At 39.5% G+C, this 17,362-nt stretch carries 22 protein-coding genes; 19 read left to right on the top strand and 3 right to left on the bottom strand.

Going from position 1 to position 17,362, the window contains the following annotated elements:
- Positions 1–16: 16 nt before the first annotated feature.
- From C7E00_RS12740 to C7E00_RS12730, 3 genes are read left to right on the top strand one after another with little or no spacing between them, the layout of a single operon-like run.
- Positions 17–1,855 (top strand): type I restriction endonuclease subunit R, encoded by a 1,839-nt coding sequence (locus tag C7E00_RS12740; RefSeq protein ID WP_167836619.1) that lies wholly within the window; start codon positions 17–19, stop codon positions 1,853–1,855.
- A 12-nt stretch (positions 1,856–1,867) separates the two neighbouring features.
- Complete coding sequence (locus C7E00_RS12735; protein ID WP_105304615.1) at positions 1,868–2,059, top strand: hypothetical protein; 192 nt, start codon at positions 1,868–1,870, stop codon at positions 2,057–2,059.
- Between the two features lie 4 nt (positions 2,060–2,063).
- Positions 2,064–2,537, top strand: a complete 474-nt coding sequence (locus tag C7E00_RS12730; RefSeq protein ID WP_204378628.1) for a hypothetical protein — start codon at positions 2,064–2,066, stop codon at positions 2,535–2,537.
- 35 nt (positions 2,538–2,572) lie between these two features.
- Here the strand turns inward: C7E00_RS12730 and C7E00_RS12725 are convergent, their stop codons facing one another.
- Positions 2,573–3,667: an IS1/IS1595 family N-terminal zinc-binding domain-containing protein gene (locus C7E00_RS12725; protein ID WP_167836597.1), complete on the bottom strand. Its 1,095-nt coding sequence runs from the start codon at positions 3,665–3,667 to the stop codon at positions 2,573–2,575.
- 450 nt (positions 3,668–4,117) lie between these two features.
- Between C7E00_RS12725 and C7E00_RS12720 the strand changes: the two genes are divergently transcribed.
- The 10 genes from C7E00_RS12720 to C7E00_RS12665 all read left to right on the top strand — a co-directional run bounded on the left by C7E00_RS12720 (position 4,118) and on the right by C7E00_RS12665 (position 12,603).
- Entirely contained in the window at positions 4,118–4,561 is a 444-nt protein-coding gene (locus tag C7E00_RS12720; RefSeq protein ID WP_105304613.1) for a DUF6508 domain-containing protein, read from the top strand.
- A 12-nt stretch (positions 4,562–4,573) separates the two neighbouring features.
- Positions 4,574–4,750, top strand: a complete 177-nt coding sequence (locus C7E00_RS16695; protein ID WP_338022645.1) for an SHOCT domain-containing protein — start codon at positions 4,574–4,576, stop codon at positions 4,748–4,750.
- Between the two features lie 39 nt (positions 4,751–4,789).
- Complete coding sequence (locus C7E00_RS12710; protein WP_105304611.1) at positions 4,790–5,032, top strand: helix-turn-helix domain-containing protein; 243 nt, start codon at positions 4,790–4,792, stop codon at positions 5,030–5,032.
- Between the two features lie 52 nt (positions 5,033–5,084).
- Positions 5,085–6,314 (top strand): GTPase, encoded by a 1,230-nt coding sequence (locus C7E00_RS12705; protein WP_105304610.1) that lies wholly within the window; start codon positions 5,085–5,087, stop codon positions 6,312–6,314.
- Positions 6,315–6,467: 153 nt separating this feature from the next.
- Positions 6,468–7,598 carry an IS110 family RNA-guided transposase gene (locus C7E00_RS12700; RefSeq protein WP_105304609.1) on the top strand — a complete coding sequence of 377 codons (1,131 nt, stop codon included), beginning with the start codon at positions 6,468–6,470 and terminating at the stop codon, positions 7,596–7,598.
- A gap of 534 nt (positions 7,599–8,132) precedes the next feature.
- Entirely contained in the window at positions 8,133–9,827 is a 1,695-nt protein-coding gene (locus C7E00_RS12690; protein ID WP_135358227.1) for a hypothetical protein, read from the top strand.
- The gene (locus tag C7E00_RS12685) at positions 9,827–10,732 is read left to right on the top strand and encodes a hypothetical protein (RefSeq protein WP_105304607.1); all 906 of its coding nucleotides are present in this window, start codon (positions 9,827–9,829) and stop codon (positions 10,730–10,732) included. Before C7E00_RS12690 ends, C7E00_RS12685 begins: the two co-directional genes overlap by 1 nt.
- A gap of 15 nt (positions 10,733–10,747) precedes the next feature.
- Positions 10,748–11,008, top strand: coding sequence for a hypothetical protein (locus C7E00_RS12680; RefSeq protein ID WP_105304606.1), 261 nt, complete (start codon positions 10,748–10,750; stop codon positions 11,006–11,008).
- Positions 11,009–11,120: 112 nt separating this feature from the next.
- On the top strand, positions 11,121–11,516 hold the full coding sequence (locus C7E00_RS12675; RefSeq protein ID WP_105304605.1) for a hypothetical protein: 396 nt from the start codon (positions 11,121–11,123) through the stop codon (positions 11,514–11,516).
- A 694-nt stretch (positions 11,517–12,210) separates the two neighbouring features.
- The gene (locus C7E00_RS12665) at positions 12,211–12,603 is read left to right on the top strand and encodes a hypothetical protein (RefSeq protein ID WP_105304603.1); all 393 of its coding nucleotides are present in this window, start codon (positions 12,211–12,213) and stop codon (positions 12,601–12,603) included.
- A 25-nt stretch (positions 12,604–12,628) separates the two neighbouring features.
- Here C7E00_RS12665 and C7E00_RS12660 read toward each other — a convergent pair whose 3' ends face one another.
- Together C7E00_RS12660 and C7E00_RS12655 are read right to left on the bottom strand one after the other, a co-directional pair.
- Entirely contained in the window at positions 12,629–13,594 is a 966-nt protein-coding gene (locus C7E00_RS12660) for a helix-turn-helix transcriptional regulator (protein WP_105304602.1), read from the bottom strand.
- A gap of 94 nt (positions 13,595–13,688) precedes the next feature.
- On the bottom strand, positions 13,689–13,922 hold the full coding sequence (locus tag C7E00_RS12655) for a helix-turn-helix domain-containing protein (RefSeq protein WP_105304601.1): 234 nt from the start codon (positions 13,920–13,922) through the stop codon (positions 13,689–13,691).
- A 216-nt stretch (positions 13,923–14,138) separates the two neighbouring features.
- Between C7E00_RS12655 and C7E00_RS12650 the strand changes: the two genes are divergently transcribed.
- From C7E00_RS12650 to C7E00_RS12630, 6 genes are all read left to right on the top strand, one after another.
- A complete protein-coding gene (locus C7E00_RS12650) occupies positions 14,139–14,477 on the top strand; it encodes a helix-turn-helix domain-containing protein (RefSeq protein WP_105304600.1) in 339 nt (112 codons plus the stop codon).
- A complete protein-coding gene (locus C7E00_RS12645; RefSeq protein WP_105304599.1) occupies positions 14,464–14,736 on the top strand; it encodes a helix-turn-helix domain-containing protein in 273 nt (90 codons plus the stop codon). Before C7E00_RS12650 ends, C7E00_RS12645 begins: the two co-directional genes overlap by 14 nt.
- A gap of 242 nt (positions 14,737–14,978) precedes the next feature.
- Positions 14,979–15,281: an excisionase gene (locus C7E00_RS12640; RefSeq protein WP_420808611.1), complete on the top strand. Its 303-nt coding sequence runs from the start codon at positions 14,979–14,981 to the stop codon at positions 15,279–15,281.
- A gap of 47 nt (positions 15,282–15,328) precedes the next feature.
- The gene (locus tag C7E00_RS12635; protein WP_105304598.1) at positions 15,329–16,588 is read left to right on the top strand and encodes a tyrosine-type recombinase/integrase; all 1,260 of its coding nucleotides are present in this window, start codon (positions 15,329–15,331) and stop codon (positions 16,586–16,588) included.
- A 98-nt stretch (positions 16,589–16,686) separates the two neighbouring features.
- Positions 16,687–16,824 carry a hypothetical protein gene (locus C7E00_RS16690; RefSeq protein WP_338022640.1) on the top strand — a complete coding sequence of 46 codons (138 nt, stop codon included), beginning with the start codon at positions 16,687–16,689 and terminating at the stop codon, positions 16,822–16,824.
- Positions 16,825–17,157: a methionine--tRNA ligase subunit beta gene (locus C7E00_RS12630; RefSeq protein ID WP_338022639.1), complete on the top strand. Its 333-nt coding sequence runs from the start codon at positions 16,825–16,827 to the stop codon at positions 17,155–17,157.
- The last annotated feature ends 205 nt before the right edge of the window (positions 17,158–17,362 follow it).

Below are 17,362 nucleotides of genomic sequence, written 5' to 3'. Positions count from 1 at the left end.
CGCTAATTAAGCTAAAATTATTGTTACGACAATTCAAAAATTCCCATATATTACGGACCAAGTCAAAAAACTATCTGCCAAGCATTTTGCGGTAATCATCGATGAGGCACATTCTTCAACTTCCGGCAAAGACATGGCTGCTGTAACTAAAGCACTGGGTAACAATATCGATTATGAATCCGATGAGTTCAATATGGATACAGAAGACCTCATCATGGATGAGATTTCTAAAACCGGCAAACAGGAGAATGTTTCAATGTTTGCGTTCACTGCAACGCCAAAAGCTACTACATTGCAGTTGTTTGGACGTGCCAATAAATACGGCAAAAGAGAAGCATTCCATGTGTATTCCATGAAACAGGCGATTGAAGAAGGCTTCATTTTGGACGTGTTGCAGTCGTATACAACATATAAGACTTTCTTCCAAATCAACAAAGCAATTGAGGACGACCCGAAATACAAGAATAACGCAGCAAAAAAGAAGATTGCCCGTTTTATTGCCTTACACGAGACGAATATTTCTCAGCGGATTGAAATAATAATTGAACACTTCCGCCTCAATGTGATGAACGAACTTGGCGGTCAGGCTAAAGCCATGGTCGTTACATCATCCCGGGCAGAAGCCGTTAAGTACCGCCAGGCATTTGAGGACTATGTTAATCGAAAAGGATATAAGGATATTCACGCACTTGTAGCATTCTCTGGCAAGGTCGCTGGAAAGAGTGTCGACAAATCGTTTGAAGGTGCCGAATTCTCCGAAGGATCTATAAATGGCTTCAGCGAGGATAAAACTGCAAAAGTATTTGATAGTGGCGACTATCAGGTCTTAATTGTTGCCAATAAATATCAAACTGGTTTTGATCAGCCCAAATTGTGCGCAATGTATGTCCTTAAAAAGCTTCGAGGAGTGAATGCGGTACAGACACTTAGTCGTCTGAACCGCACATGTGATCCATATGATAAAAAAGTATTCATATTGGATTTCATAAACGAATACGAAGATATAATCAAAGCTTTTGAACCGTATTACACCACGACAATGCTTTGTAACACAGTTACTCCTGCTACAGTTTATGATCTTGAGAATAAGGTTGATGACTATAACATCATTGATCCGGATGATGTGATTATCTTTAATGATGTTCTTTATTCAGGAGAGAAAACAACGGATATCAAAGCAAAGGTAAATGCATATCTTCTGAAGAGTAAAAAGCTGTTTGATCAATTTGATGAGATCAAGCAGCGTGAATGCTATCTGACCTTAAGAAAGTTTGTTCGCTTCTATGAATTCCTGCTGTTGATTTCCAGCTTTGAAGATGTAGACCTGCATAAAAAGTACAACTATGTAAATTATCTTGTGTCTTATCTGAGAGTGAAGAGTGATGGCAACGGATTTAATCTTGACGATAAGATTAAGGCTGATGGCTTTGTACAAAAGAATACAGGTACTCATAAAAAGAAGGTTGAATCCAAGCCGGATGTTCGTCTTCCTATGGCAGAGATCAATCTGACTGAAGATGAAGAAAGAAGGCTTTCCGATATTATTGCTGATATTAATGCCCGGGCAGGAAAGAATCTGAATACTGATGTAGCCGTCAAAGCAATGCTGCAGATCAAAGATATCCTGATGGATTCAGAAGAATTGAAAGCTTCTGCACTTGTAAATGATCAGAACAACTTCGAATTTACATATTTCGACAACATTGATGATGCACTTGTTGAAGGACTGTCGCAGAATCAAGATTTCTTCACATTATTACTGAACAACGACGAGATTAAAAAAGAGGTGCTGGGTGTATTTGCTAGTGAGATATATAGATCATTCCGTAATGAAAACTCAGTTGCCTTACAGTAAGAGGTAATGAATATGCCAAAGCCAAAAAAAGATGGTAGAAACGCAACGTTTTATCTCCAAAATGAAATAGTCGAAAAGTTGGAAAAGTATTGTCAGGATACAGGACTATCAAAAACTGTAGCGGTTGAAAGATTCATTTGCACCGGCATTAATGAATACCAAAAGAAAAATCAATCTGCGGTATTAGAGAAAAATGAGAAATGAAAGAGTGAATGTACCAAAACCGTGTAGAGAAGAAGTGTTAAAGTACTTGGAATATTGGGATAATTTGGAAAACTATAGATTACAGGAAGATGCACTGGACAAATTGTTTTTCAAGATATGCCCCGAAAACAAGGACATTAGCGATATTCTCATTAAGGTCAGTACATTAAATGATTTTTACAGTACAAACATCTTTTCTGTATTTCCGGTAGCAAAGCATATTTTGTCATTGGATATTGATGATAGGTTGAAATCTGGAGATACGCTATTAGTGGATGACATTGCCAATGTTGTGATCAGCGGAAAGCAAAAATACTTCTATTCCTTTGCCACGAAATACTGTAGTCATCATTATCCGTTGGACTACCCAATCTATGATAGTTTTGTGGAAAAGCTATTGCTGTATTTTAATAAAATTGACCATTTCCACGATTCCAAAAAAGATGACTTGAAGAGTATTATAATTAAATTAAGTTAAAAATCCTCATTTGCACCAGGGTGGTAGTCATAGGCTTATTTATTGACGTTTTTAACCATCCGGTCCCGATATCGCACTTTTCCTGGTGCGTTTAGTGCCATGTTGAGAAATAAATCGATCTTTTCATACCTGTTGTCCGGCTTGGAAAGAATGAACCAGATTAGATTCATCCAGTCTTGTAAATCTTCTCTGTTGTATCCTCCATGCATGCGCATGTATTGCTTTACCAGAGCATGAAGGCTGTTGATCTTGTCTAACGGATTCTTTTCGTCAGGCAACCCCTTCGTTTCTTTTGTGAGATGGATCTCTTCTGACAAACCCAGTTTCTCGATCAGAACAGAATGCGAATTGTCACCATCGTGGATCAGTTTAGAGCCTGGCTGTATATGATTCCCGAGCGCTGCCCATGTGCTTTTACGGGAGGGCTTGGAGACATGTTCAACTATGATGAGGTTTGTCCCGTGCTCGTCGTGTGCTGCGACAACACAAATCTTATTCTTTGATATGCCGCGAAGTTTCTTTCCGTCTTTCGTAATCGTTCTTCTCTTTATGACAGGGAAGAACATTTCATCAAGGTATATTTTCCCTTTGAGCACAATGTTATCCTGAATTCCATTCAGAACGAAAAATACCTTTTTCAGCCAGTATCTGCCTGTGCTTTCGGCGTTTCGATTATCCCTGGCAGATGAATTAATAGAATGAAATTCAAGCAGATACAGAAGATACTCAATCCATTCGGAGATAGGAATCTTCCGATCATCAAATATTGTGTTGGTAATAGGTGAAAACTTATGCCCACAATCATGGCAGAGGTAACAGTGCATGCCATTCTTATAAAAACCATACTTGATGAAATTCGTGCTGCCGCAATGCGCGCAGGATTCAATATTTCTGTTATTCAGAAATTTGATTTCATCTGCCGAAAACTCTGGGTGTTTGGCATCATACCATTCGTGAATGGTATGAGAAATGAGCTTTTGAGAATCTGAAAGGTCATGGTACTTGTCCCATTCAAGCTTTCTCAAGGACCGTCCCCAGAAGTGACGGTTCTTCTTGTAATTATTCATTTGTTTGGCGGTTTGAAGTTTCCAGGAGTTGACTAACGAAACCGCCAAGTCAGCGCTAATCAACTCCTGGAGACTTCCTGATCTGTCCCCTTTCCAGGACACGATCATTATAGCCTTGGATCAGCACTGTAACCCGTTCTTCCACCACCCTGGTGCAAATGAGGATTTTTAAGTTATTATACCCTATTTATGTTTGCGGATATGTAAAAAGCATATATATATGAGAACCACAGAGATAGAAAAGGATTAATCACTTTGTGATTTGTTGCTACTTCGCATAACGTCAGTTATACGCCGAATACCGGTCTGAAATGCCGCTTCCTGCGATAGGGAAGCGGTTTTCTTCATTCCAGGATTGATTTCACAAAGGAAACCATCGCTTGAAGATGATTGAAACTATCATTGAAATCATCGTTGAAATATAATGTTTGTAGAATACTTTCAGCACTTTCTCCGCCGGTGTCATGAAAAATGTCATCTCCGGCAGTGATAATGAAACTGGAGGATGAGATCATGTATGAAAAACTGATTTCTTTTCTGCCCGAACTGGAAAGCGGTAAGGTCCAGTCAGGTCTTTGGCATTCGGATCCGGAGGCAGATGGATCTGAAGAACATCCATATGTATTACCGTTTGTTGTGTACGGAAGGGTGGCTCGGGAACTGGAGGAAGAAATATACAGAATCGTTCAAGAGCATCCTGAACTAAATCTTAATCATTACTATGACGTCCTGAAGGAACGCGGTGTGGACTGGAACGGTAAAGAGATGGAAGCAGCCGATGCGTCTGATTGGGATGGCCAAGGTGTGCTTGCCCTTATGGTTGGAATTATCCGAGCTGAGCGTTTCTCTGATGGGACATATAAACAGTTTCTGGAAAACGGAAGCTTTGCGAAGTGGATTCGCCGGCTGAAAGAACTTGATGACGCTGAAAAAGCGAAACAGCAGCCGGATGAGTAGAAAGCTACTGTCATCAATTCGACGGCAGATGACAGACTGGTTAGATATTCGATGCAGTTGGCATATCTTAAAACGTTGCTGTCTGAAAAACAGATCGCTGAGAATGAATATTCGCGTATCAAGAAAAAACTGATGAAAGACTATGGCATAGCGTCTGATATACTTTCTGATTTTAAAAGATCGGACTAAGAACCAGGAATAGAAAAACAGGGGTGGGTGAAAAGAAGAATGAAGAAAATGATAGTTCACCGTCAGAAAACACCTTCAGGATATTACACAGTGGCTGAAGTAGCTAAGATCCTGCGGGTAACAACCAGAACTGTACATACATATTTGCATCAGGACAATCTCCCTTATTCCAAAGTCGGGAAGTATAACTTGATTGCAAAGGACGATCTCTCCAGATGGATTCAGAAGCAGACAAATATGAATTTATCTGAGTGGAGAGAAACCGTCGGAGAAATGGATTGATTGACCGTTCCCATGGGGAACAGTCCAATAATTGATGGGGGAGTGATAAAAAATGGCAAATGCAAAAGCGGGAAGCAAAAAACAGCCGAGGTATCAGCAGATTATTGATATGGATGATAACAAAATCAATGTGCTGATTTTAGGAACTTCCGGATGCGGAAAAAGCACTTTGATAAATGCAATCTTTGATGAGGAAGTTGCAAAAACAGGAAATGGCCATGCGGTAACGAAAAATATCTCTGTATATCAAAAGGATGAACTGCCATTCCGAATGATTGATTCTGTGGGTTATGAATACGGGTTTTTTAGGCAGAATCGTATAAAAGGCGATTTGGCAAAATTCTGCAAACAAGGGGTAAAGAAGAGTGAAGTAGATAAGCTCATTCACATGATCTGGTTTTGTGTAGATGGCACAGTAAAAAGAATTGATCATGTTGTCCTAGAATATATAAAGAGTGTGACGAATGACTGGAAAAATGTGCCGATAATAGTGGTGTTTACTAAGTCATATTCAGATGTTGAAATCAATGACAATATTGCAATGGCAAAAGAAGCGATTAGTGAATACAACATAAAACATAGGAAGAAACTAGATGTAAGAGATATTATTCCGGTTGTTGCAAAAACGTATCAAATCAATTCAGAAGTCAGTGTTCCGCAAAAAGGATTAGATGTTCTTGTTAAGCGTACCAACGAATTGGCACCAGAAGCTAAAAAGCTTGCGGAAGATACAATTAAGAATTTGGATCTTAAGTTAAAAAGAGATATGGCAAATTCAGTTGTTGCAGGATCTACTGTTGCAGCAACAACCGTCGGTGCTGTGCCGATTCCTATTCCGGATGCAACCATATTAGTTCCTCTTCAAACTGGAATGATGACTTCAATTGCGAAGACATATGGAGTATCAGATAAATCGGATACTAATGAGGTAATCAATCAAATATTAAAAGTTGGAGGAACTACAATAGCAGGTAAAGCTTTACTAAATGCTATTAAAGCGGTGCCTGGATTAAATGTTGCTGCCACCGTTTTAAATGCATTTGTAGCTGGATCAATTACTTTTGCCGCAGGTGAAATATCGGTTGCTGTATTCGAAAGAATGTACACTGGTGATATTCAGATTGACGGAATTGATTGGGAAAGCGAAATTGCAAAACTGTTTAAGCAATACTTGCCTAAGACAATCGAAATTCTTGAAAAAATCTCTAAAGAATCTGATGGAAAAGTGACCTTATCTGAATTCTTGAAGGCATTATTTCCTAATGTTACCCAGCAATCATAGTTTGTGAGCGAGGTTATTTATATGAATCGTAAAGTTAAGACAATATGTAATGGCCTCCCTCAACTTGTAGCACCGAGGATCATCCCAATATACTTATGTTGGTCTACAAAGCAGAGGGAAGTTGCACTCATACAAGAAAGGAAGGCCATTACAATGACAGTATACAACGTAGGAATCGACGCACACACCACCAATTTCACACTGGCTACCTGGGGGAAGGATGATCTCCGGGCCACTAACGTTAACACTTATTCCCCATCCGTTGAAAGCATCATCAAATACTGCAATGCGATCACTAAACAGCATGGGGATGATGCCAAAATCATTGTTGGATATGAAGCCGGATGCCTGGGATTCCAACTCTACAGGCAGCTGAAGGATCGTGGGATCGAGTGTGTAGTCATGGCTCCTTCAACAATTGTAGGTACCGAGGTCAATCGCCGCAGGAAAGTAAAGACGGATAAGCGTGACGCCATTGCGATCGCTGAGAGCCTTAAGAACAATCAATACAAAGCAGTATACGTTCCTGATGAAGAGGATGAAGCCGTCCGTGATTTCATCCGCATGAGAACAGATCACAAACAGGCATTGAAGAGAATCAAGCAGCAGATCTGTGCCCTCTGCCACAGGCATGGATATCACTATACGGAAGGCAGAAATTACTGGACGCAGAAACATCTGAATTGGCTGAATTCGCTGCCGCTCACAGGCGTGCTGAAGGAGACGCTGGATGAATATCTGCTGTCTTATGAGCACGCTGTAGAAAAGCTTACCCAGCTGGATGCGAGGATCGTCGAAATTGCAGAAACAGATAAGTACCGCGAGAAAGTACATAAGCTCATCTGCTTCAAAGGGATCAAAGAAATCACGGCACTGGCGCTGATCGTTGAGATTGGAGACTTCAGCAGATTCATTAAAGCAAAGGGATTTGCGTCATTCCTTGGACTGGTTTCCGGCCGGCTGGACAGTGGCGATCACAACACTGCTCTTCTGATCACCAGGCAGGGAAATACCTTTCTGCGGCGGCTTCTGGTCGAAGCGTCGCAATCATTCTCAAGGGCACGGCAAAGCAAATCCGCAGCACTGAAGAAACGCCAGGAAGGATGTGAAGAAGCCGTGATTGCCTACGCAGATAAAGCCAACGAGCGGCTGAGAAAGAGATATTACAAGCTTGTCCTCACCAATAAGAAATCTCACAATAAGGCAGTCACTGCGGTAGCGCGGGAACTTGCGTGTTTTATCTGGGGAATGATGACCGGGAACATTCACACAGCACTCGCATGATTACCTGCCTGCATGGATAAGGATTTGAGAAGCACAGTATATTGATTTCAGGAACAGGAAATAACCAGATACAGACGGGCATCGAGGGTATCGGGAAAGAGCCGCCGGAGCAACTGGACGGTTCAGCTATCTGCGATCTAACTTTTACGGCACAGATACTCCTTGTGAACCACGATTTAAGACAGCAGAGCTGGCGGCGAAACCATTGGCCTGTGGGGTGGGATGAGCAGCTGATCCCTGATACACGTATAACAGAATGGCTAAGTACCGCGAACTGTTACATTCGGAGCTCTTTCCCCGTGCCCTTGATCCGGTTGATTATCACTCCAGCCGCAAAAGAAGAATTAACAGAAGAGGATCGTTGATGATCAAGCATACCAACAGAAGTTTTTTCAGAGCACCTTAATTTATCACTTGACATCGGCCATTACATAACAGTTATTAGTTCAAATATTTGCTGCATTTCTCATTGGATTTACTTGTTTGTGCCCTACGGTATTTGCTGAAGATGGAGAGTCGCAAGATGAGACTAAAGTGAGTGACAACAAAGAAGACTCATTGAGTGATAAACAGTTAAACTCAATAGCAATGCTTAATTATTTGACTGTACTGAATCAGGAAATCAATGCGTCAAAAAACAGTCGACTTTTCTTGGAAGAAGCATATGATTCTTTGATAAGTAATACGTTTCCATCAGCAATCGATAATCGAACACAGATCCAATTAGACTATATGCTTGATACCATTGAAGATTATCGAATGATCGATGTGAAAAGAGAAAGACTTCAGTATATTTATGACCAGAATAAAGCTCAAGCTTTGCGGTCTGCAATTCCTAATCCGGTTGGTTTATTGAGCGCTACAATGTCTTTCGACTGGAAAAGGGTAATAGCTTCTGTAGTATATATGGCCATAGATTCTAAAGCGAGTTACGATTCAGCAATGGCTCAAGCGGATATGCAGTATCTTCAGGATAACTGGGCGCTTGATGATGCTGCATCTGCAGCTTTACATCAAAGCAGAAAACAACTCTTTGATTACATGGTTGATATTGTTCAAGAAAACAATCTTCCAGGTGATTATACACTTAGTGAAAAAAGCGTAAATGACTTTGTTGAATATCGAAATGAAACTAATCCGACTTTGAGGATACAGTCCCTCGAATCAAACAAAGCAAAATATGAACATTTCGGTGGATATTGGATTCTTTTGGCACAAAGCTATTATGAAAACGAAAATTATACAAAATGCTTAGAAGCGGTGGATAAGTATGTGACAGTCCAAACTCGTATCTTCAGAAAAGATCATGATTACGCCAATGTTTTACCTCTGGCAATTTATTCTGCAAAAGAAACAATTAAAAACAAGAATACTTTAGAAAAAACAGTTAGAGGGTATTTAGAAGATTTGGATAACAATATTGATACGGACGATTGGGCATTAAGATACTTTGCCGCTCAGACATACGTGTATTTATATTCTGTTAATAATGACAAGGATGATTTAAGAAAAGCCTATGATCTTGTTCTAAATAATGTGACATATTTAATAAAAGAGCAAAAGAGCATGAACACAGCATATATGCAAGATGTCAAAAAAGTTGATGTTCCTAAAGATGCAACGAAAGAAGAAAAGAAGGATATCAATAATTACAATAAACTTCTGCAAGAAGCCAGAAAGATTGAATTGCCTCCTGTATATGAACCGTTATATTTAAATTGTGATCTTCTGTTTTCACTTGCTGACATATTGAATCTTTCATCCGTTGAAAAGAGTAAAGTGGATAAGATTCTTCATGGAGCAAAGGGAGAAGCATTATTCTTAGATGCCATTTTAGATAATTGCTATTGGTTCAATAAAACAAATGAAGTAGAGATAGATTACGTTTGCACTCTAGATACAGAGTCCCTTACTGTTCCTGCAAATCTTGTGTCTAATGCTACTACGATCAAAATTGTGATACATTCCGCTGATGGTACTACTTCGACTTTTGAGGATTGGACAGTAAAGAAAGTTGATCGAAAAAAGAAAGTGAGTATTCAAGAATTTGAAGTGGAGTTTGTAAGTTCAACATATAAAAAATACAAGTTTAAAAATAATGATGTTGTGGAAGTGATTATTGACTCCGTCCCAGGAAGCAATGCAGAGCCGTTTACTATCAAATATAACGTGGCTGTAACCAAAAAATTAAAAGTACTTGATGATATTAAATTTAATTTGGTGAAATAATGAAATTTAGAAAACTACTGTATACATTAATCTGTATATTTCTCTTAGGGCAAAGTTTTAGCTTTTCAGTGTTTGCATATAATGCCGGAGAAAAAGGTGGTCATAATGATATTACAAGGCGAATTCTGTTTGGAGAAACTGGATATGTTTCCAATACAGATGCTTTTGATGCATTGAATGATGCTGTAGCATTGTCAGTAGATCAGTTTAATAAATCGGGAGATAATTATCTTACAGAATTACGAGACACTTTCAAAATCACCGGATTACCCAAAACAGTTTCAGAGTTTGATTTTACTGCAAACTCAACAAGCCATAGATGGTATACGCATCAAGGATGGGATTATAAGTACACTGAAGATCGATATCTGGATGATGATCTTGTAAAAAAGTCGAATTTTGATTTAAGAAAAAAGATATTGCTGACTACGGTTAATCAGACTTTTGATTTTGGACTTTTGTCCGGTAAACTGTTTTTTGGATATGCAGATAAATGTATTGCGTTTTCTCGTTTGCTTTATTACGTTCATATCCTGGGTGATTATGAAGAAATATATCAGAAGGATTTTGCTTATTCGAATCACAGAATGATTCCTTTGATTAAAGTAAACAATCAGTTTGGACTTATAGAGGAATTTGAGGATTGTTTTGAAATACTATTTGCAGATCAAAAGGATAGCAGAGTATACGGGAATTTAAAAACAGAGTTAGAAAAATTAAAAAAAGAAATAGCAACTATATACTCTGGGGAATCCGATTTAAGTGGAAATCCGGATAAGTATAGAAGATATGCTGGATATTCCCACGACCTGCTAAGTGTACTTATAGACTCTGTACCATTACTGCTTAAAAAGGAAGAATTCTTCCAAAAGGTGTTTTATAAGAATATGGTGCAAGGCTCATAACACTAACTATAGGAAATGAAAAAAGAAGATATACTACCACATCTGAATCGATTTATAACTGTTACTTTGAACGATGGATCTAATCATTCCGGTTATATTTCTAACACAAAGGAAATTAAAGAAGCTACAACTGAAGAAGTTCAAGTTACTCTAGTGAATGGGCTGTTTGTCGAAACAGTATTATTGACCAAAGTTGTTGATATTTCCTTCCCTGCCAGAGAAGAAACGACAAGTCTGCCTGTAAAGGAGATCTCAAAGGGCTATGGGCAGGCATGATGGTTTGCTAAAGTAGTTATACTTTTCCTTCAGAAACCACAGGTATTTAGAGCGGATACTAAAACAGAACGGTATCTGCTATTTTTTGTGTGAGGATTTGCAAGGACAAGATATGCAAAAGAATTTATGCCTGTACATGGTTGCTGCACTATTGAAGGAATACGCAAACCAGAAACATCCTCTGTCGTCTGGTAAACTGCGAGAATTGCTACATGAAAAATATGGCATGTCTATTAGTCGACCGACACTGTATGCCACTTTTGAAAAACTTCAATATATAGGCTGTATATCGCACTATGTTCCAGGCAAGGGATATTATCTTGAAAATGGTGACCTGACTGTTGAGGAAATACTGTTTATAAGTCGACTAATTAATCTGGCGGGTGACATCAATACTGATCAAAAGAACCATTTGCTACACAAGCTTTATAGAAAGATGAGTAGGTGGGATCGTACAGTTTATAGAGACATGATTTTTGGAAACGCAGATTGTGGAGAATTGCCATGAAAGTCAATCAAAAAACGGAGAAAGCAGTACGCGCAAACAGCGGACATTTGGGGAGACTTCGACGGAACTCAGTGGAACCACTCCGGCGGGAAATTGGTACCGGAGCGACGGCGGTTTGGAACCAGAAGAAAAGAATAAGCTTATCAATTTTATTGCACTGGTTGCACATGCGATTTGAGTCCGGCAGTAAAGTCCATCAGTTGCATGACGTTTCCCTGTATTTCTATGTCTTGAGCTTTTTAAAACAGTCTGTTGATGGTGCTGTCTGTCAGGCTCGGGGATCTTTCCTAGTGCTGTATCTCTGACTCATGTGTTCTTCTTTCAGTCCCTAATCCGTCTTTGGATATTTCTTACGGTGAGGGATACGTAGTTCTTTGAGATATACTCAGCTGCAGCGATTTTTTCCCTGCGGCAGTTGTCCTTTCTCAATGTACCGTGAAGCCTTCAGAATCTTTCATCCTATTTCTGGCACCTTCGACACTTGATACTACCTTTTCATGAATGGAAAGCCGGATCATTGCTCTTTCATACAACTTCTCACTAGATTACCCATTGAATTTTCAGCCACGCCGCTTTGGTACCGTCGCGGTCTCCGTCGAGGCGGTTCCAAAAGTGCCGACGCTCCGCGTCCGCAAACCCGCCGTTTGCGGTACGAAATGGGGAAACATTTTATTCGATTCCGGTAGCTTTTAAAATGGAGCTGAATGAGAAACAGTTTCATAAGTTGCTCCAAATACGAAACCTGAAATCAGACCTGAAGCAGGAATTTGAATCCTCAGCATTTATCGCTCAATTGTCAGAGGTGCTGACCGACGCCATTGTTAGTATTGACGGTTTTGATGATGAGCTTTATGAACTGATTGATTATTCTTTAGATACAATACTTAACACTTTATTGGGTATAACTCCCGGTGTAATGAATAATGGCGTGCAGATCGAGATAAACGATTTTGAAAGATACTCCATGGACATCTGGCAATTCACAAAACTTGGAGAACCGGTATTTTTAAAGAACAAGGGTAAGCAGGAGATGGTAATTCTAGGTGTTGAAGAATATGCAAAACTGATAAAGAAAACCATGGATTAGCACTTGGGGCAAATTGCCCCAAACTTTATGTATAATTCTGTACTGCAATTTCCAAACGCTTATGCAGTTCCTTCCGTATATCATCGGGATACATGATTTCGATGGCATCTAGGAATTGTTGACCGAGAAAGAGTATACCGTTTCGATTGACTTTAACGGAAAATTCGTAATGATCGGGATCAGGTGTACGTAGAATAAGATCCGTCCCAAAGATATCAACCATGGAGTCCAGGATCCGCCTTTCGCATTTGATTGTTGCTTTAATCATTTCTCCGCTGAACATGAATAATTTGTTGTTTGCATAAACGTAAGCGTCATCCATTTTGAAATCTGGATTTGAAGGCTCATTCAAGAGGCGGGCCTTACTTATTCGGTCAAGGCGATAATGAGTGAATTGTTGATCCTTTCTGCCAGTAGCGATTAAATAAGGACGAGCATCAGCATAAACAATGTAACGGGGTTCGATGATTCGGATATCATCATCTTTATTTACAAGCTTTAGATCGTCGTTGAAATGGAGATAGTTGAATGACATTTTTATCTTATGTAAGATAGCCTGCTCTGCAATTTCAATATTATGCATAGTTTCGCTATTTGTGGTCTTCTTAGGATTGGGCATATATACTTCTTCCAGGAATTCTTGATAATGAGGCTGTGAACAGAATCTATTTACTTTCTGGAATAGCCTTTCGGACTCCGATTTTGAAAGAAACCGGGCACTATGAATGGCATTCCAGAGCATCAATTCTTCGCTACGCTCAAGAATGGGTGGATCCAGATAATAACCTTTTTTAGAATCATCATATCGTGATGAGAAACCGATGCAATCCAGAAGACACCTTGCCTTGTAGAAAGATCTTCGTTCCATCGTGACTTCATGATCCTCTTCCATTCTTTTGATAATATCGGTGCGCTTAATTGGGTGACTCTTGTCTGATTGAGTGGCAAGAGTCTGGAGAATGGTAATTAATCCAATACCTTTTTCCATCATCAAATCCTCCTCAAAATGTGAGATGAAAAACAAAAAAGCGCGAGTTTAGGCAAAACACAGTCTTTACTCGCGATTTTCGTGTTGTGATTCGAATTTATTTTTTTCTTTGGATGTTGGATAAGTCGGATGGATCATAGTGATATTCCATAATGTCCGGAAGGTCACAATGAAGGAGAGCACATAATCGGTTAAGCGTATTGGTGCTGACATTCATATTGTTTTTTAAGCGTGAAATCTGTCCTTTGCTGACGCCAAGCTGCTTGTTCAGCTGATTGACAGACAGATTTTTAGCTTTAAGAGTTTCCCATAGTCTGTCGTAAGTAATCATCGGGTATTCCTTCATAAATATCGTAAAAGGGCACCCGTAAGTTGAGGAATCCCCCATAACTGGGGTAGTTTCGTATGATCGGAACCTGTCACCATACGATGACAGGTCTTTATGTATCCTGAAGTTGCAGCAATGGTCTAAACTCGCCCATTATCGGCAAACTGCGCCAAATTCAGAAAAGCTACATAAACCTACAATTATCGTGTAAGGATAGTTATGGAGTTCAGTTTTAAAGAAACAGGTAAAAGGATACGATACGCAAGAGAAATACGAGGCCTTTCTGTACAAGAACTGGCTGCTCTTTTGGCATGTTCTCCAGATCATTTGTATAAAACTGAACAGGGATCACGAGGTATGTCGATAGATCTGATTTTTTCTATTTCTCTGACTCTTGGCGTGTCTATGAATTATTTGACCAATTGCCCGATCAATGATGATTCAGAAATAAAAACAAAGATATACAGAGAGAAACTTATAAATGCCTCAAAGCTTTTAAATGAAATCATTGAAGACATAAAAGATTCTGACCGGAGAGAGTGTAATGCTGTCGAATGATGATATTGGAAGACGGATCCGGGAGGCCAGGTTAGAAAACAATTTATCTTTATCAAGATTGGCCGATGATGTGTTCTGCTCAAAAGAACACTTAAGCCATATTGAAAGAGGCGATAGAGGTTTATCAATAGATTTGCTAGAAGCGATTGCGGAAAGATTGGGAGTGACAACAGATTACATTCTTATTGGTGATGAAGCATATTCAAAATACCGGGATGATGAATATGACATGAATAATAGTCATGTTATCTACATGTAATAGGTTGCTTTTAATGGCCGTTGCAATATCTGTAATTAAAATACGATTTTGCTGTAAGTATTCATATGTGTTCATAGAACCAATCTACAGAGAAATAAAAGGTATATAGGAAGGACGCCGCTATGAAATACCACGGACCATGAGATTGAGAGTATAGATGCTTTGAATGGCAGTATATATGATTATTATTCTTCGAAAACAAACTTATGTGATTGGAATAATGCTGGAAAGGAAATGAATATATGAATACGTATTATCAAGACAGTTTAATGGAGCAAAAAGGAGGAAAGAAGGGAACGGCAAAGGATCTAAGCCATCAGATAGATTATTTGATAGCTGCATTAAAAGGAGATGATTTTGTTCCACTTTGGCAAAAATCAAATCTAACACTAGAAGAGGCTGCTATATATTCTGGCATTGGGAGAAACAAGCTCCGGATGATCAGTGACGATGAGAACTGTAAATTTGTTTTGTGGGTTGGAAGTAAACGCCTAATAAAAAGAAAGCAGTTTGATGAATATATAGCAAAGCAGTATTCCATTTAATACATCTAAACAAGTAAATCGTTTGCAATAATCCTTTCTTTGAAAAAATGGGGACCATAAGAAGAAAAGACAGCAAAAATCGAGTTTTAAAAAATGGCGAGTATGAGCGTGCAAATCATAAATATGAATATAGATGGACTGACAGTATGAAAAAGAGACATTCTATCTATGCTGATACTCTGCCAGAATTGCGTGAAAAGGAGCAGCATCTCTTACGCGATCAGTATAATGGGCTAAAAATAGAAGCTAATACATTGACTATTAATGATCTGTTTGAGAAATGGAAGCTACTAAAAAAAGGATTAAAGCCAAATACATTCGAAAATTACAAGTATTTATACGAAATGTTTGTGCGGGATATGATTGGAAGCCTTCCTCTTAACAACTTAAAAAAATCAGATATCAGAGGATTCTACAATACTTTGCATGATGTACGTGGTTTGAAAGTTAATACTATCGATAATGTACATACCGTTCTTCATCAAGTCCTAGAAATAGGCGTTGAGGATGAATACTTGCACAACAACCCATCGAACAATGCGATATCGGAGCTTAAACGCGCTTATGCGTATGAAAAGGAAACAAAAAAGAGTCTCACTGTTGAAGAACAAGATCTTCTATTGAATTATTTGAAGAAACCTGGCAGCAAATATAATCATTGGTATCCTCTTTTGGTGACAATGATATATACAGGTATGCGAATTGGTGAGGTTGCGGGTTTACGGTGGCAAGACGTTGATTTTGAGAATGATTTCATAAGTATTAACCATGACATTGTTTATTACTGCAGCAGGGATGAAAGGGCGAAGCATGGCCATCAGAAATGGGGAGCAAACACTCCTAAAACAGAAGCCGGCAAGAGATTGATACCAATGCTGCCAATAGTTAAAGAAGCGTTATACATGGAAAAACAGTATCAAATCGATGCTGGGATCGAGTGCAGACAGATTATAGGTTCATATACAAACTTCATTTTTGTTAATCGGTATGGAGATGCGCAGCATCAGGGAACCGTTAATAAAGCTATCAGAAGAATTGTCCGCGATTGTAATCTGGCTGAGATTGATAAAGCAGGTGGTGTTACAGAAGGGTTGATCCTATTGCCAAATTTTTCCTGCCACTCTCTCCGACATACGATGTCAACTCGAATGAAGGAAGCTGGTGTGGATGATCTTGTAAGACGGACTGTACTTGGTCATAAGTCTTTAGAAATTACAGACAATATTTACACTCACATCCAAGCCTCCTTTAGCCAAAAGGAACTTCAGAAGCTTACCACAAACGTACCAAATTCTTACGACAAATAGTTTGGTAGACGGAGGGTTATAAATGATGAATCTTGCCAAATAACCAGCTATAAACATTCTTACCAATTTATGGTTTCATTGTTGTACGACTCCCGACGATGAAGCCAAGAGAAGGAGACAGCAGACCATCTGAAGAAAAGACTGAGCCAGAGGAGTCTCAGGATCAGAGCTTCTTTGCCCCGAATGATAAGATTGATTTTACCGGAGTGAAGATTGAACCGCTGTTTGCAGATTAGGTGGATTTCGATACGTTCAGCAAGTCTGATTTCCGGGCAGTGAAAGTCAAGGAATGCTCAGCAGTTCCTAAGTCAAAGAAACTCTTGAAGTTCGTCCTGGATGACGGTACGGGCACGGATCGCGTGATTTTAAGCGGTATTCACGCGTATTATGAGCCGGAAGAGCTGGTTGGCAAGACCCTGATCGCAATTGTGAACCTGCCGCCGAGGTCCATGATGGGCATCGATTCCTGCGGCATGCTTCTGAGCGCAGTGAATGATCGCAATGGAGAAGAAGAGCTCCATCTTCTGATGGTGGACAACCACATCCCGGCCGGTGCAAAGCTGTACTAAAAAGATCCTGATTTGTGTAGTGCGTGGCATTTTCCTAGAATAGATTCTAGGAAGGTGCCTCTTTTTGACTTTGCGTGGCTGGGTTCACGGTAAGGAATATGGCAGATCCTTAGCCCCTGGCTCATACGTCTATTGCAGCGATGAATAGCTTGCTGCAGCCAGGAGTTTGCGCGTGTTAAGGTTTTAAAAGCATGTTAGGGGTACC

It is taken from the genome of Anaerolactibacter massiliensis (assembly GCF_900290205.1).
GTDB classification, from domain to species: Bacteria; Bacillota_I; Bacilli_A; order Erysipelotrichales; family Erysipelotrichaceae; genus Bulleidia; species Bulleidia intestinalis.
Note: the sequence above shows the minus strand (reverse complement) of the source record. Positions and strands in the feature narration are given on the sequence as shown.

Coding starts and splice junctions, on each gene's coding strand:
- C7E00_RS12705 (WP_105304610.1), top strand. CDS start 5,085: ATGGCAAATGCAAAAGCGGGAAGCAAAAAACAGCCGAGGTATCAGCAG.
- C7E00_RS12700 (WP_105304609.1), top strand. CDS start 6,468: ATGACAGTATACAACGTAGGAATCGACGCACACACCACCAATTTCACA.
- C7E00_RS12655 (WP_105304601.1), bottom strand. CDS start 13,922: ATGATTACTTACGACAGACTATGGGAAACTCTTAAAGCTAAAAATCTG.
- C7E00_RS12650 (WP_105304600.1), top strand. CDS start 14,139: ATGGAGTTCAGTTTTAAAGAAACAGGTAAAAGGATACGATACGCAAGA.
- C7E00_RS12710 (WP_105304611.1), top strand. CDS start 4,790: ATGAAGAAAATGATAGTTCACCGTCAGAAAACACCTTCAGGATATTAC.
- C7E00_RS12685 (WP_105304607.1), top strand. CDS start 9,827: ATGAAATTTAGAAAACTACTGTATACATTAATCTGTATATTTCTCTTA.
- C7E00_RS12635 (WP_105304598.1), top strand. CDS start 15,329: ATGGGGACCATAAGAAGAAAAGACAGCAAAAATCGAGTTTTAAAAAAT.
- C7E00_RS12665 (WP_105304603.1), top strand. CDS start 12,211: ATGGAGCTGAATGAGAAACAGTTTCATAAGTTGCTCCAAATACGAAAC.
- C7E00_RS12735 (WP_105304615.1), top strand. CDS start 1,868: ATGCCAAAGCCAAAAAAAGATGGTAGAAACGCAACGTTTTATCTCCAA.
- C7E00_RS16690 (WP_338022640.1), top strand. CDS start 16,687: ATGAAGCCAAGAGAAGGAGACAGCAGACCATCTGAAGAAAAGACTGAG.
- C7E00_RS12640 (WP_420808611.1), top strand. CDS start 14,979: ATGAATACGTATTATCAAGACAGTTTAATGGAGCAAAAAGGAGGAAAG.
- C7E00_RS12720 (WP_105304613.1), top strand. CDS start 4,118: ATGTATGAAAAACTGATTTCTTTTCTGCCCGAACTGGAAAGCGGTAAG.
- C7E00_RS12660 (WP_105304602.1), bottom strand. CDS start 13,594: ATGATGGAAAAAGGTATTGGATTAATTACCATTCTCCAGACTCTTGCC.
- C7E00_RS12675 (WP_105304605.1), top strand. CDS start 11,121: ATGCAAAAGAATTTATGCCTGTACATGGTTGCTGCACTATTGAAGGAA.
- C7E00_RS12680 (WP_105304606.1), top strand. CDS start 10,748: ATGAAAAAAGAAGATATACTACCACATCTGAATCGATTTATAACTGTT.
- C7E00_RS12645 (WP_105304599.1), top strand. CDS start 14,464: ATGCTGTCGAATGATGATATTGGAAGACGGATCCGGGAGGCCAGGTTA.